Origin of the sequence: Mesorhizobium sp. M0808, assembly GCF_040320025.1 — a bacterium.
Lineage (GTDB): Bacteria > Pseudomonadota > Alphaproteobacteria > Rhizobiales > Rhizobiaceae > Mesorhizobium.
Genome location: NZ_JAMYOX010000072.1, coordinates 1 through 15,639 on the forward strand (window position 1 = coordinate 1; position 15,639 = coordinate 15,639).

Sequence of the window (15,639 nt, forward strand, 5' to 3'; positions counted from 1 at the left end):
GCTCCCAGCGACCGCCAGAAGCCTCTTCCTTGAAGATGCGCTTGCAACCTGCATCGGCGAGAGCCTTGGCTTGCGCCTTGTTCGACTGGTCGTCCCCCTTGCTTAAGGGGTCGCAGCGGTTGAAGATCGTCTACCAATCCCGCGGGTCAGCTATATCCACCGAGCGAGTGGTCGAACCTTACGGAGTGTTGATTGGAATCCGACGCTATCTGGTGGCCAGGCCAACAACCGATCGCGCAGGTCCGCTCAGGCACTTCGTGGCTGAGAAGATCGAACGCGCGGAATTGACCGGCGAGGTCTTCGAACGTGATCCAGGCTTCGACATTCATGCGCATGCGCGGAAGGCGTTCGGAGCTTTTCAGAACGACAGTGAGTTTGGCGAAGTCATCTGGAAGTTCAAGCCTGACGCAGCGCCGCACGCGCGAACTTTCCTGTTCCATCCGGCTCAGATACTGGAGGATCAATCCGACGGTTCACTGATCGTGCGTTTCTGGGCGTCCGGTCATATGGAGATGTGCTGGCACCTCTACATGTGGGGAGACAAGGTTGAGGTCGTGGCGCCGGAGGCCCTTCGCAGAATGGTCGAGACGCACCAGCGCTCTGACTTTCCCTCGCTTCCATAGAATGAAATTTGCCAAACTTTGAACCGTGGGACCTGCACAATCCGCGGCTGGTGACAGATTCTGTCATTAGCCTGTGGAAACCTGAAATCGCGAGAGATTGGCAGCCTAGGCACGAACCTAAGCGCAGGCCAGTATCTGTTTCGGGGAATCAAAGCCTTCTCACGCGAAGGCAAAAGGTGAGGGCATGGCTTTTCGATTTGTTCATACGGCGGACGTTCATCTGGATTCGCCTCTTCGGTCGCTGGCGCTACGCAACCCGGAACTAGGCGAACTGATTGGCAACGCGACGCGGCGTGCCTTTGTCAATATCGTCGATCTCTGCCTATCCGAGCAGGTCAACGCGCTTCTTCTCGCGGGTGATCTCTACGACGGCGATCAGACCTCCATGAAAACTGCGCGGTTCCTTTCCGAGCAAATCCGCCGACTGGACCAAGCCGGAGTCCGGGTGTTCATCATTCGGGGCAACCACGATGCGTTGTCGAAGATCACCAGAGAACTGACGTACCCAGAAACCGTAAAAGTCTACGGTGGGCGTCCGGAGGCTATCTCGCTCGAATTGGGGGATCGAGCGACCCCTGTGGTTATTCACGGGCTTAGCTTTGCGCAGGCCCAGTGTCCCGAAAGTCTGGTCGAAACGTACAAGCCACGGGTCGAAGGCGCTGTGAACATCGGTCTTCTGCACACCAGCCTCGCAGGAACGCGGGGGCACGATCCTTACGCACCCTGCAACGTCTCGGATCTGGAGGCGACAGAGTTCGACTATTGGGCGCTCGGTCACATTCACAAGCGGTCAATCAGTGCCGGACGCTGCACCATCGTAATGCCAGGCATACCCCAGGGGCGCGACATCAACGAATCCGGCCCAAAATCCGTGAGCCTTGTTACGATAGCTGACGACCGAACAGTCCATGTTGAGGAGAGGTTCACCAGCATCGCCCAGTTCGAGCGCGTCGTGATCGACCTCGATGGCGTCGCAGATTGGCGTCAGATGGTGACCACGGTAGCGTGCAAGCTGGGGGCTGCGCGGGAAGCTGCAAATTCCGAACATCTTGTGGTCCGGCTCTCCTTCACCGGAAGAACGCCGCTCGCATGGCAGCTCCGTCACGACGCCGACCTCCTCAAGACCGAAGCCGAGCACAGGGCATCTGTCATTGGCCGGACCTGGGTCGAGAAGGTGGAGACCCAGTGCACCGACCTCGTTTCCGCAGATGGGTCCAACGGGGATCCACTCGTCGAACTTCGAGAGCTTGTCGGAAGCGAGATCATCGGCTCGGAAGCTTACCACGCCGCGCTTATCGAAATTGGGGAGGAGATTCGTAGTCGTCTGCCACCTGAAAGCAGAGGCAGTTTCGGTGCTGATCAGGAGGAATTTCGGGCCACGTTGCGCCTGCTCGCGCAGGAGGGGGTCGAAGATGTGCTCGCACGGCTCCAACGTCGGAAGCAGGATGAGGTAGCATGATGCGCATCAACCGGCTTGACCTTACCCGTTACGGCAAATTCACCGACAAGCACATCGACTTCGGGCGTGTGGAGCCGGGCCGTCCAGATTTACATATCATCTACGGTCCGAACGAGGCGGGCAAATCGACCGCCCTATCTGCATTCCTCGACCTCCTCTTCGGCATCGAATCCCGCAGCCGCTATGATTTCCTCCACCCATACGCAACGATGCGCATCGGGGCCGCATTGGACATCGGTGGTGTTGCCCGGGAGCTTGTCCGGATCAAGAAGCCCCAAAACAGTTTGCTCGGTCCGGGTGATCAGCCGATCGGCGAACATTTGATACTCGGCGAGCTTGGTGGAGTTGAGCGTGACGTCTATTGCGCGATGTTTTCACTCGACGATGACACCCTTGAGGAAGGCGGCGAGAGCATCCTGGCCAGCAGGGGTGATCTCGGACAGCTTCTGTTTTCGGCAAGCACAGGTTTGGCTGCACTAAGTCAGACACTTGTTGAATTGCGTTCGCAGGCTGACGGCCTTTTCAAGCTCCGTGCCCGCAGCAGTGAAATCGGCGACTTGAAAAGTCGGCTTTCCGATCTGAAGGAGCGAAAAGAGCAGATTGACACGCTCGCCACCCATTATCGCCAGATGGTGGAAACCAAGGAGCGGTCACTGGCACACTATGACGAAGCGATGGCTGACCGAACCCGGACGCAGCTGCGGCTGGACGAGATCAAGAATCTGCTGACCGCACTGCCACGATTGGCGGAATTGAGGGACATCCGTGACGTTCTCGCCGAGTTGCAAGATATTCCCCAGGCCCCGCCTTCGTGGGGAAACGAACTTCCGGCACTTCGTCAGGAGGACATTGAGCTTGCCGTGAAGCGGGAGACCGCGAAAGCGTCCATGGCCGAGCTTGAGAAAGGGCTCAATGCCATTGGCCTCGACGATATCGCGCTCACTTTGGGGCAAAGGATGGATGCTATCAGCGAGTTGCACGCCCGTTATGTCACCGCTGCAAGGGATCTGCCAGACCGTCGTCTGCAACTGATGGAAGTCGACCGGGAAATTGCGAATATTCTGCGGCTTCTCGAGCGCCCTGAAGACGACGAGCCAAGCAGCCTGATGCTCGGAAGTCGCATTTCTGGGAGCATCAGAGATCTCGTTGAACGCCGCTCCGGTATCGACGCGATACTCCAAAACGCGAAGCGCGAAGCCGCAGAGGCGAACCGCCGTCTGATCGAGTTGCGGAGCAAATTGTCGAGCGAAGCCGCTGCCTCCACAAACAGCGCAGCCGTTGCGGCGCTGGCGAGGGAGCTCTCGGCGCTTCGAGAGAATGATCATGCAGCCCGCCGCCGTGTCGCGGAACGCTCCCGTGTGGATTTGAAAGAAACACTGGCGCGCCAGATGTCGGAACTTCTACCGTGGGGCGAAAGCCTTGACCAGGTACGGCAAATGAGAGTGCCGGCACCTTCTGAGCTGGAGGCCTGGAAATCAGCTCTGTCTAAAGCGGAAGCCGAGATCGATCGCTACAGCGATGACAGCGGGCGCCTCACGAGTGAACTGCGCTGTTTGCGAGCCGAACTGGATGCACTGAAGAATTCCACCGGTGTTGTGGACGATCATGAGGCAGCGACGTCGCGATCGGCGCGTGAAGCGGCATGGGCTACGCATCGTGACGCGCTCGATGAATCGACCGCTGCGGCGTTTGAGATCGAGCTGCGGAAAGACGACCTGATCACCAGCGCGCGGCTGGGACACATGAGCGACCTGGCGAAGCTGAATCAAACCTATCAGAGGCTCGCCGTCGCGGAAGCGGAATTGGAGCGCTCAGCGGAGCTGCTGAACGCGGCGAAGTCGAAACGCGAAGCCATCAGGACCGACATTCTGGATTCCGCTCGGAAAATGGCTCTGACCGTTTCTGGCGAGATCAACCTCGGTGGGCTTGAGGCATGGCTGGGACGCCGCGAAATGGTCCTCGCGACAGCCGACTTGTTCCGGGAGGCCGAAGGTGACTTACGCCAGGCGGTAGCGGACGGCACGGCGGCGCGCAACCGGCTCTCGGCGGCACTATCGGCGGCAGCCGTTTCCCAGGATCACTCTGACTCCTATGAAGCGCTTCTGGCCAGGGCCCAATCCGCCGTTGATCTTGAAGTCGAACACAAGAATTTGAGGGAGCAACTTGAACACTGCGAAAGGGAGCAGGCTTCCCGCCAGTCAGCCCTTGAAACGGCCACTGCCGACGAGGCGCAATGGGACGCATCATGGGCTGAGGTTTGCAAGACCTGCTGGCTCGGCGCGGGAGGGACTATTCCCAGCTTCGCGACCGTCAAAGAGGTCATGGACAGACTTGCCGAACTCAGCCCGGCCGCTCAACGGCAAGCGGGCCTGGCAGATCGCATCGCCAAGATGGAGGAAGATCAGGCTGCCTTCTCGCGCGAGCTTGCATTGATGGCCGCAGAACTCGGAATGGAGCGACCAGCAGAGAGTGCCCTGAGATTTTGGGCGCTGATGTCCGCCAGAGTGGAAGAGGCCCGGTCGAAAAAGGCGGAAAGGGAATCCAAGCACCTTGCTCTGGAGGATCAGATTCTCAAAAACCGGGACCTGGAGGGTGAAATCGCGGTTTGCGAGCGCCGCAAATCTGAAATGACGCAGCTGTTCGGAGTATCATCCTTGCAGGAGGCGGAGAAAAAGCTGCGCATGATCGAGCAAAAGAGAGACTTGCGCCGGCGGTCCAATATCATCGAACGCGAAATCCGAGACGCGCTATCAATCCAGGACATGGCCGATGCAGAACAGATGCTTGACGCCGCGGATCGGCCTCCGCTGGAGGCCGAGCAGGTAGAACTCAGAGCCCGCTTTGAGGATCAGGATCGGCGCGTACGAGAGTTGTTTACAGCATACAGCAAAGCGTCCGACGAGGTGGATGCCGTCGACGGCGATTGTGCCGTGGCTGCTCTTGAAGAGCAACGGCGTACGGTTCTCCTGGAAATCGAGGATAAGGCGTTCAGCTACTTCCGCCTCAGGGCTGGCGTCGTCGCGGCCGAGCAAGCCTTGCGCCTCTATCGCGACAAGCATCGCAGTTCGATGATGCTTCGCGCCTCGGAGGCTTTTCAGGTGATCAGCCGTGGCGCTTATCGTGGTCTGGCGACCCAGCCTGACAAGGACACCGAAGTCCTTATTGGCATCGGGGCTGATGGGAGTTCCAAGCTGGCGCAGGAAATGTCAAAGGGAACGCGCTTCCAACTCTATCTCGCGCTCAGAGTGGCCGGCTACCACGAGTTCGCTCAATCTCGCACTCCTGTTCCCTTCATCGCCGACGACATCATGGAGACGTTCGACGACTTCCGTGCCGAGGAGGCCTTCCGGCTATTCGCCGACATGGCCAAAGTGGGTCAGGTAATCTACCTGACGCATCACCAGCATCTTTGCGATATCGCTAGACGGGTTTGTCCCAATGCGCGCATACACGAGTTGGCGCCGCCGCTCGCTCTGGAAAGCCGTGCGGCATGAGACGTCGGAGCAACAGCCCTGCGACACCAGGGACGGGCACACGGTTTTTGCCTAACCGGTTCAATTGCAGCGCCAGAGCGATCTGTGGCTTCCCAGAAACAAAACGAGATCGAAGGCTGGTCGATCTCTCGACAAGGAGCGCAAGACGATGACGAGCTTGTGGGCGAAGCGCGAGCAGCAGATCCTTGGCCTGATTGAGGCTACGGCCGGGATGTATAGCGACTTTCAGGGCATTACGGGGCGGAATCTGCAGGTCATAGAATTACTCGATCCGCTAATGATTGAGAATTCGCTTATGGCGAATTTGAGTAGAAGTTCTGTCGATCGGCAGATATAGCATTACGCCGATAATATGTACCGGGGGGGTGCGCACGCGTGTCAGGCAATCAAGAAGAAATCCAGCGTGTTTCTGAAGACTCCCTAAACATCCTTGAACGGATTTCGTCGGCGGCGAAGAAAAAGCTGGGTGAGCCATACACTACAGGGCCGTCGGCACTAGCGAACCTCAACACTTTGACGTCAAGCGAGGCGATTAAGGCCCTCGGCGCCATAGATGGCGCGAGCCGGCGCAGGCTGGAGACGCTCGCGCGCGAGCCTGCCATTGCCCGCGTCGTGGTGCTGTCGGACGAAGAAGAAATCCTGGTCTATTACATTTGCCGAGACACTCCGGACGATAGTCCTGGCAATGGTAGGAAACTCGCTGGCCGCAATTCGCCGGCCGGCCGGTTGGCGTCGCTGAGCGTAGGGCAGCAGTTCGAAATCTATACGCCAGGCGGCGGTATTTCTGGAGAAATCCTGGAAAAGGCGATCCTTCATCCCCACTGGGCCGCCAGCGTTTGGGATTCCCGCCAATCGGTTCTGGCTGGCAAATCTTACGGGCCGGTCACAGTCGTTTCGATGCGTGATGCGCTGGCGCGGACTGCGCTCACAGATGATGGCGATACGCTCCTAAGGGAAATCATCGAAGCTGACGAACGCGCTGCCAATATCCTCGACGGAATTCGTCGCAGTGTTATCACAAAGATGGGGCTACGCGATCAGCCGATCCTAGATCACTATCAGGATGAAATATTCAGGCTCCCACTCGACACTCAACTCCTGATCGTCGGCCCTCCTGGGACTGGAAAAACGACGACCTTGATACGCCGCCTCGGACAAAAGCTTGACCACGAATACCTTAATGACGACGAACGTCAGCTGGTCGCAGCTACTCGGGCGGCGGGGGCTCCACATTACGCTAATAGCTGGATGATGTTCACGCCGACTGAACTCCTAAAGCTATACCTTAAGGAGGCATTTGCGCGGGAGAACATAGCAGCACCCGATCAAAAAATTTCCACCTGGTCACGATTTCGGTTGGACTTGGCCCGGAACCGTTTTCGGATTCTGCGAACGTCGAACGGCGGTGGTTCCTTTGTTCTCAAAGAACACGAGTCGTTCTTGATGCCGGAGGCTGTTGCGCATCAGACAGGCTGGTACGACGATTTCGAGGCTTGGCAACAGGAAGACTTCTGGAGCGATTTGCGAGACGCAGCCAAGACATTGAAAAGCGCTTCTAATGCGAGCGCATTACGACTTTCAGCATTACTTGCGACAATTGTTACAGGTTCCCAATCAAGTTCGATCGCTCGGGGAATCGGCTCGCTTGTCGGATCTGCCCCTACAGTTGATGAGCTCTTGCAAACCTTAAAAGGAGAGACCACCAATGCGCTCCGTCGCAGCCTCACGGTGCAGCTGAATCGGAATCGCAAATTCCTTGAAGACCTGGCGGTGTTCCTGAATGGGTTGAGTGCCGCCGACGAGGAACTCGAGGAACAAGATGGAGAGGACGAGGATGACCAGATACAGTCGCCACGCACGGCGAAAGCGGCGGCGGCAGCCGCCTATATCAGCAATCTTCGTGCGCAGGCGCGAGCAAAGTTCGCGCGCCGTGTGCTGAGCAAGACTTCGCGTGCCGGACTTATTGCAGATTGGATTGGTCAGCGCGCTTTACCTGAAGCTGACTTGCGTCAGGTCGGTGAAAGTCTCCATACGCAAGCTGCGCTGCGCAAGTTTACGACCCCAGTTCGCCGATATATTGATGGGGTTGCAGGGCGGTACCGACGGTTCCGGCGCCTACGCCAGACCGAAGGCAACTGGTACGCCGATAAAATTCAAGCAAACGATGTGAATCCGCTTGAGGTCGATCTGATGCTGCTCTGCATTATGCGCACGGCGTCTGTTCTGCTGCAGGACCGCTCGATCCGCCGCAATATCGACGATCCAGCATACGTTCTCCTAAAGGACTTCCTTGGCCTAACGCGTGATCAGATCATGGTCGATGAAGCGACTGATTTTTCACCTATTCAGCTCGCTTGCATGGGTGCGCTGTCCAACCCAGATATTCAGTCTTTTTTTGCCTGCGGCGATTTCAACCAACGTATTACCAACTGGGGCAGCCGGTCAATCGACCAAGTACTCTGGGCTTTCCCACACATCGAAGTCAGACCCATCGAGGTCAGCTATCGCCACAGTCGCCAACTCAATCATCTTGCTAAGGAAATTGTGCGACTTTGCTCAGGCGAGTCCATCAATGTGGTCTTGCCACCCAATGTGGATAACGAGGGCGTAGCACCTGTGCTAGGGACGGGGCTCAGCCAACTCGATGATGTTGCCGATTGGCTTAGCACCCGAATAACAGAAGTCGAGCGATTCACAAAGCCGTTGCCATCCGTCGCGGTACTTGTGAACTCGGAGGCGGAAGTAGGGCCGTTGGCGGACAAGCTACAAACCGTTCTCTTGGATCAAAACCTAAACGTCGTCGCATGCTACAAGGGCCAGCTTGCCGGACAGGAAAACGACATCAGAGTGTTTGACGTACAGCACATCAAAGGGCTCGAATTTGAGGCTGTATTTTTTGTCGGGATAGACACGCTGGCCGCCATGCAGCCAGAACTGTTCGACAAATATTTATATGTTGGTACTACGCGTGCGGCCACATATTTAGGGCTAACCTGTGTAGGGTCTGAGCTTCCAGCAAAGCTCCAGCCGCTAAAAAATGCGTTCATCAAAAGCTGGTGAGCGATCAGTGCGACGCTTTGAAGCCACTCCGTCCCCGATGCCGCAGTGCTGTCGCGCCAGTAAGCAGATGATGGCATGAGAATCATCGACAACACTTCGAACCTGTTCGGCGATGACCTGAAGGAAACGGTGAATCGCGGATCGAGGTTGAAAATCGCCGCCTCGTGTTTCTCGATCTACGCCTTTGAAGCGCTCAAGTCTGAGCTTCTGAAGATCGAAAGCCTACAGTTCATTTTTACCGCACCGACTTTCGTTCCGACCGAAGTGACCGACCGAATGCGCAAGGAACGGCGCGAGTTCTTTATTCCGAAAGCACGGCGCGAAAGCGGTCTCTATGGAACGGAGTTTGAGATCCAACTCCGGAACAAGCTGACCCAGAGGGCCTTGGCGCGCGAGTGCGCCGACTGGATTCGCAAGAAGGCCAAGTTCCGGTCGAACACCACGAAAGCCCCGATGCAGCAGTTCCTGCATGTGGCGAGTGATGACGGCGGAATTGCCTACATGCCGATCAGCGGCTTTACGGCCGTCGATCTCGGCTATCAGAAAGGCGATGCCGTGTCGAATTTCGTGACGCGGTTCGACGCTCCGAACCACACGCAGATGTACCTCGAGCTGTTCGACCAAATCTGGTCCGACCCGGAGAAGCTCGATGATGTCACGGCCGCGATCTGCGACCACATCGAGTCGGTCTACCAGGAGAATTCGCCGGAGCGGATCTACTTCCTGATGCTATACAACATCTTCCAGGACTTCCTCGAGGATATCGACGAGGATGTCCTGCCGAACGACCTCACCGGCTATCGCGATAGCGTCGTCTGGAACAAGCTCTTCAATTACCAGAAGGACGCCGCCACCGGCATCATCAACAAGCTCGAAACCTATAACGGCTGCATCCTCGCCGACAGCGTCGGTCTGGGTAAGACGTTCACCGCGCTGGCGGTCATCAAATATTACGAGCTGCGCAATCGCGCTGTCCTGGTGCTCTGCCCGAAGAAGCTCGCGGACAACTGGCAGAACTACAACACCAACCTGACGACCAACATCTTCGCCAAGGACCGGTTCAACTATGACGTCCTTTGCCATACTGACCTGTCGCGGACGTCGGGCGAGTCCTTCGGCATTCCGCTCAATCGCGTAAACTGGGGTAATTACGACCTCGTCGTCATCGACGAATCGCACAATTTCCGGAACAACGATGTCTTCAAGGATCGGGAGACACGCTACCAGAAGCTGATGAACAAGGTCATCCGCGCGGGCGTGAAGACCAAGGTTCTGATGCTCTCCGCGACGCCAGTGAACAACCGCTTTACTGACCTGCGCAACCAGCTTGCGCTTGCCTACGAAGGGCAGTCGGAGGCCCTCAGCCAGAACCTGAAGACGCAAACCAGCGTCGAGGAAATCTTCCGCCGCGCGCAGAAGGCTTTCAATGCCTGGACGATACTGCCTCCGGACGAGCGAACGGCGGCCTCGATCCTCAAGGCGCTGGATTTCGATTTCTTCGAGCTTCTCGATGCCGTGACGATCGCCCGGTCGCGCAAGCACATCGAAACCTTTTACGACACGAAGGACATCGGCAAGTTTCCCCAGCGCTGCAAGCCGCTGTCGTTCCATTGCCCGATCACGCAACGGACGGACGTGATGGGCCTGAACGACATCTTCACCCGGCTTTCGGTGCTGAAGCTCGCGGTATACGCCCCGATCAGCTACATCCTTCCGAGCCGGCTGCCGAAATACGAGGAGATTTACGACACCCAGGTCGAGGGCGGCCGGGGCAAGCTTCGGCAGGTCGATCGCGAGCGCAGTCTTCAGGCGCTGATGACCACCAACCTGCTCAAGCGCCTCGAAAGCTCCGTCGAGGCGTTCCGCCTCACCCTACGTTCGCTCAGCGGGAATATCTCGCGGGCCATGGACGCCATTCGTGACTTCGAGCGGTCGGGCGGCACGCAGAGCGTGAGCGATTTTCTGGCGGACGAGGAATTGCTCGACGCCGAAGACGACGATCTGGCCGGACTGGGCGAATTCACGGTCGGCAAGAAGGTGCAAATCAGCCTTGCCGACATGGACCTGCCGTCATGGAAGTACGATCTCAAGGCCGATCTCGCGCTCATCGAGGACCTGATCGCCTCGATGGACAAGGTCGAACCGGACGACGACGCCAAGCTCCAGCACCTCATGCAGGTGCTCCGGCAGAAGGTGAGCGAGCCCCTCAATCCGGGCAACAGGAAGGTCCTGATCTTCACGGCCTTCGCCGATACGGCGAACTACCTCTACGCCAATCTGGCGCCGTTCGCGCAGCAGCTCGGGTTGCAGACCGGCAAGGTGACGGGCTCCGGCGCGCCGAAAACCACCCTCAGAAAGAGCTATGATTTTCAGGGCGTGCTGACGCTCTTTTCGCCGCGGTCCAAGGAGAAGGCGATCATCCTGCCCAACGAGCCGGGTGAGCTCGATATCCTGATCGGCACGGACTGCATCTCCGAAGGCCAGAACCTTCAGGACTGCGACTATCTGGTCAACTACGACATCCACTGGAATCCGGTGCGCATCATCCAGCGCTTCGGCCGAATCGACCGCATCGGTTCGCAGAACGCCCAAATCCAGTTGGTGAACTATTGGCCTGACATCTCGCTCGACGAGTACATCAACCTCAAGGAGCGGGTCGAAAACCGCATGGTGATCGCGGACGTGAGCGCCACCGGCGACGACAATGTCCTCACCGCCAAGAGCAACGATATCGCCTACCGCAAGGACCAGCTGAAGCGCCTTCAGGAAGAGGTCATCGAGCTGGAAGACGTGAAGACCGGCGTCTCGATCACCGATCTCGGCCTCAACGATTTCCGGATGGACCTGCTCAACTACGTCAAGGAGCACGGCGAGCTCGACAACCTGCCGAACGGGATGCACGCAGTTGTTCCCCCTTTGCTCGAGCTGGGCCTTCGGCCCGGCGCGATCTTCGCGCTCAAGAACATCAACGACAGCGTCAACATCAACCTGCAGAACCGCCTGCACCCCTACTATCTGGTCTACATCGGCAATGACGGCGAGATCATCGCCGATCACACCGAGGTGAAGCGCCTGCTCGACCTCGTCCGCTCAAGCTGCAAGGGCCGGCCCGAGCCGATCCAGGAAGTCTGCCGCATCTTCAATGAGCGTACGCAGGATGGCCGGAAGATGGATCGCTACTCCGAGCTGCTGAGCAGCGCCATCCGCTCGATGATCGAAGTGAAGGAAGAGAAGGACATCGACAGCCTGTTCAGCGGCGGCCGGACAACGGCGCTGGTGCATAGCATCGCTGGGCTGAATGACTTCGAGCTGATCGCCTTTGTCGTGATCGAGGGGGGCGACGCATGACGGCCTTCTTCGACTATCCGAAGAGCGCCGCCTTCGGCCGCGTCGTGCCGAAGAACAAGATATACGAGCACGCCGGCGCCAACACCGCGCTCAAGGATCTATTCGTGCGCGAGGTCGATCAGATCGTCTGGCGGTTCAAGCTGGCCCCCGAGACGACCAATCTCGACGCCACCTCCTCCGTGTCCGAGGTCCAGGTGTTCGGCATATCGCTCAAAACTGGGAAGCTCGACGAAGCCGTCCTGCGCGCGATCGACAAGGCGATTCCGTTTCCTTTGGTCTTCGAGCTGACCTGGCACGGCAAGCGCAAGGCGACGGCCGCCTTCAAGCGCCCGAGTGAGGCGGACGGTTCCAAATGGGTGATCAGCGAATATTTCGCCACCGATTGGGCACCGGAGGATGCGCCGCGTCAGACTCTGCCCGTCGCGCTCGATCTGGGCGCGCTCTATGAGCGCCTTCTCACCGCCATGATGCCCGCGTCAGCGCAAATCAGCGAGGACATCCAGACGAGGGTGGACCGGATGGAGGCGATCCGATCCAAGACCCGGGAGATGGAGCGGATCAACGCGCGACTCGCCCGCGAGAAGCAATTCAACAAGCGCGTAGCCATCAATACCGAGTTGCGCGCGGCGAAGCAGGAACTGGAGCGGCTGACCCGGGATGATCCCGTCGGCGCTGTGACGGAAAAGTAAGAGGACACGAATGGAAAAGCTGAAGATGCACAGCCCCGACCTGAGCCAGGAGAACATCGCGAAGATCCGCGACCTGTTCCCGAGCTGCGTGAGCGAGGCAAGCGACGGTGCGACAGGCGAGCTGCGTCTGGCGGTGGATTTCGATCAGCTACGGCAGGAATTGTGCGGCTACGTCGTGGAGGGGCCTCAGGAACGGTATCGGCTGGATTGGCCGGGGAAACGAGCGGCCCTGCTAACTTCGAACGCGCCTATTGCGAAGACGCTTCGCCCCGCAGTCGAGGAGAGTGTCGACTTTGAAGCAACACGTAATCTATTTATTGAAGGTGATAATCTAGAGGCCTTGAAATTGCTTCAGGAGATCTATCTGGGTGAGATCAAGTTTATATATATAGATCCGCCATACAATCGCAAGAAGGGCAATAATCTCGTCTATCGGGATGACTTTGTTGGCAATACATTTAAATATCTGCAATCGACGAACCAAGTGGATGATTTCGAAAACAGACTGATCGCTAATACGGAGGCCAATGGCAGATTTCACTCTGACTGGCTGAGCATGATTTATCAGCGGCTCCGTGTCGCGAAGAACATTTTGGCTCCAAACGGTGTCGTGATGATATCGATTGACGATGCCGAGACCTCAAATGTTCTTCAGGTTTGCAACGAAATTTTTGGCGAGGGAAATTTCGTGGGGACACTCATTTGGAAGAATGCAACAGATAATAATCCGACGAACATCGCGATCGAACACGAAAGCATACATGTTTTTGCTAAAGACAGATCCTCGTTAGAAGGCGTTTGGAAAAGCTCCGTATCAGACATAAAAGATGTCCTTAAAAGTGTTGGAGATGAACTAATTGCGAGCCACGAGGATAACCACGATCTTCAGGAATCGTATTCTCGGTGGTTTAGAGAGAACAAATCGCAGCTCGGGCCGCTTGACCGGTACAAGTACATTGACCGAGGTGGCGTCTATACCGGCAGCCAGAGTGTACACAACCCTGGCAAAGAGGGATATCGGTATGCTGTGATACATCCAGTAACAAAGAAGGCCTGCAAAGAGCCATTGATGGGATACCGGTTTCCAAAAGAGACGATGGACAGGCTGCTTTCTGAGGGTCGGATATTATTTGGAGATGATGAGACCAAAATTATCGAACTGAAAGTGTATTCTCACGAATTCGAGGATAAGCTAGCAAGTGTTTTTGATCTGGACGGTAGGACGGGGCCATATGACCTAAAGGCGTTGTTCCCGGAAGGGAAAAAGGTCTTTTCCAATCCAAAGCCTGTGCTCTTGCTGGAGAGACTTCTATCGTTCGCAACAGGCCCGAATGATATCAGCGTTGACTTGTTCGCAGGTTCATCAACGCTCGCTCAGGCTGTCATGGAACTGGCTCGTCGTGAGGGCGGAGGACGCCGGTTCATTAGCATCCAGTATCCGGAGGAAATCGGGCAGGATAGCAAGGACGCAAAGGAAGCTTATCAGTTCTGCACGAAGGTCGGGCTAAAGCCATATATTTCAGAGATATCTAAAGAGCGCATCCGGCGCGCTGGTGCCAAAATTCTCCAAGGTGAAGCGCATCCTGACTGGAGCAAGGACGTCGGCTTTCGCGTCTTAAAGATCGACACATCGAACATGCAGGACGTGTACTTATGAACAGCTGAAGTCTGGCGATGGCTTCAAGGTCACCGGGTCGACCACGGAGCAGGGCGGGTCCGTCCATTCGCTAGTGAAGTACGATCTGCTCGGCAAGATCGCCGAAAACACGGAGCTGACGCGAAAGACGGCGGCGGAAGTTCTTACGGGGGTCGCCGCCAGCGTGTTCGGCCAATTTCGGGAGAACCCCGAGCATTTCATCTCCGAGGCCTCGCGAATCATCGCGGAACAGAAGGCCACGATGGTCATTGAGCGGCTCGCCTATGACGGCCTGTCCGAGCGCTACGACGTCGACATCTTCACGGCCAATCAGACCGGACAGGATTTCTCCAAGGCGAGCGCGAAGCTGAAGAACCACGTCTATGACTATGTCGTCACGGATTCGGATATCGAGCGCCGATTTGCCGACGAGCTCGACGCAAGCAGCGAAGTGGTCGTCTATGCGAAACTTCCCCGCGGCTTCCTAATCCCGACGCCGGTCGGCGACTACAACCCGGACTGGGCCATTTCCTTCAGAGAGGGCAGCGTCAAGCATATTTATTTTGTCGCAGAAACCAAGGGCACGATGTCCTCGATGAAGCTCCGCGAGATCGAAAACACGAAAATCGAGTGCGCCCGGAAATTCTTCGACGAGATAGGCCGACGGGTCACGGAGGACCGCGTCAAATATGACGTCGTCACCAGCTACGAAAAGCTAATGGATATTATCGGGCGTGTAGCCGCCTGACGGAGAAACAGAGTTCACCGGCCAATGGCCGAACGAACGACAGCAGGGTGGTATGAAGAGCCGACCCGGGCTGTCGTACCTTAACGAGAAGGGCGGGGCGTCATGGAGCCGTTGGACCTTTGCCGGTCGACGCCATTTTTCTTTTAGGGGGACCAACCATGGCACGCAGGAAAGTGACCAAGGCGCGCAAAGCCCTTCTGATCGAGCTTGAGTCGATGATCGGCAACGAATGCTATAACGCCAACATTCAAAATTGGGGCCCGGTCGGTGTGTTCGAAGGCGAAGGCCGCGAGTTTCGCTATCCGATCACCTTCCGCGACGAAGAGGGCCGCAAGGTCAAGAAGCGCTCAATTGACGGTGACATGAGTGGCGACACCGTGCTCGGTAGCTATTACGCGTTTGGAGCCAACGAACTCCACATTATGAACGGCCTGAATCAGGTGCTTGACTACCTTGAGCGCGAATACCAGCTCAAAATTGGTAAGCGCTATTTTCGCTGCACCTTGACGCGGGCGCTTTCGACGGATGGCCTTCGAATCGGGAACGGTATCTGGTCTGATCAGGCTGCTGTTGCTTTGGCGA

General features: G+C 57.1%; 9 protein-coding genes and 1 pseudogene. All 10 read left to right on the forward strand.

Going from position 1 to position 15,639, the window contains the following annotated elements; genetic code table 11:
* Window positions 1-623, forward strand: a 623-nt coding sequence (locus NKI25_RS34720; RefSeq protein ID WP_353000700.1) for a helix-turn-helix transcriptional regulator, incomplete at its 5' end; no start/stop codon positions are given.
* Window positions 624-807: 184 nt separating this feature from the next.
* Window positions 808-2,082, forward strand: a complete 1,275-nt coding sequence (locus NKI25_RS34725) for a metallophosphoesterase family protein (protein ID WP_353000702.1) — start codon at window positions 808-810, stop codon at window positions 2,080-2,082.
* On the forward strand, window positions 2,079-5,576 hold the full coding sequence (locus NKI25_RS34730) for an AAA family ATPase (protein WP_353000705.1): 3,498 nt from the start codon (window positions 2,079-2,081) through the stop codon (window positions 5,574-5,576). The genes NKI25_RS34725 and NKI25_RS34730 overlap by 4 nt, the downstream gene beginning before the upstream one ends.
* 64 nt (window positions 5,577-5,640) lie before the next feature.
* Window positions 5,641-5,913 carry a DUF2130 domain-containing protein gene (locus NKI25_RS34735; protein WP_502897497.1) on the forward strand — a complete coding sequence of 91 codons (273 nt, stop codon included), beginning with the start codon at window positions 5,641-5,643 and terminating at the stop codon, window positions 5,911-5,913.
* Window positions 5,914-5,951: 38 nt separating this feature from the next.
* Complete coding sequence (locus NKI25_RS34740) at window positions 5,952-8,636, forward strand: ATP-binding domain-containing protein (RefSeq protein WP_353000707.1); 2,685 nt, start codon at window positions 5,952-5,954, stop codon at window positions 8,634-8,636.
* Between the two features lie 75 nt (window positions 8,637-8,711).
* Entirely contained in the window at window positions 8,712-11,984 is a 3,273-nt protein-coding gene (locus NKI25_RS34745; protein WP_353000709.1) for a helicase-related protein, read from the forward strand.
* Complete coding sequence (locus NKI25_RS34750) at window positions 11,981-12,673, forward strand: DUF4391 domain-containing protein (RefSeq protein WP_353000711.1); 693 nt, start codon at window positions 11,981-11,983, stop codon at window positions 12,671-12,673. Before NKI25_RS34745 ends, NKI25_RS34750 begins: the two co-directional genes overlap by 4 nt.
* Window positions 12,674-12,683: 10 nt before the next feature.
* Window positions 12,684-14,330 carry a site-specific DNA-methyltransferase gene (locus NKI25_RS34755; RefSeq protein WP_353000713.1) on the forward strand — a complete coding sequence of 549 codons (1,647 nt, stop codon included), beginning with the start codon at window positions 12,684-12,686 and terminating at the stop codon, window positions 14,328-14,330.
* Window positions 14,331-14,403: 73 nt separating this feature from the next.
* Complete coding sequence (locus tag NKI25_RS34760; protein ID WP_353000715.1) at window positions 14,404-15,057, forward strand: restriction endonuclease; 654 nt, start codon at window positions 14,404-14,406, stop codon at window positions 15,055-15,057.
* Window positions 15,058-15,215: 158 nt separating this feature from the next.
* Window positions 15,216-15,639: pseudogene (locus tag NKI25_RS34765) on the forward strand (hypothetical protein); the annotation flags it as partial.

Excerpts from the sequence above, each read along its gene's own strand:
- NKI25_RS34725 (WP_353000702.1), top strand. The coding sequence starts at position 808 with ATGGCTTTTCGATTTGTTCATACGGCGGACGTTCATCTGGATTCGCCT.
- NKI25_RS34730 (WP_353000705.1), top strand. The coding sequence starts at position 2,079 with ATGATGCGCATCAACCGGCTTGACCTTACCCGTTACGGCAAATTCACC.
- NKI25_RS34745 (WP_353000709.1), top strand. The coding sequence starts at position 8,712 with ATGAGAATCATCGACAACACTTCGAACCTGTTCGGCGATGACCTGAAG.
- NKI25_RS34750 (WP_353000711.1), top strand. The coding sequence starts at position 11,981 with ATGACGGCCTTCTTCGACTATCCGAAGAGCGCCGCCTTCGGCCGCGTC.
- NKI25_RS34755 (WP_353000713.1), top strand. The coding sequence starts at position 12,684 with ATGGAAAAGCTGAAGATGCACAGCCCCGACCTGAGCCAGGAGAACATC.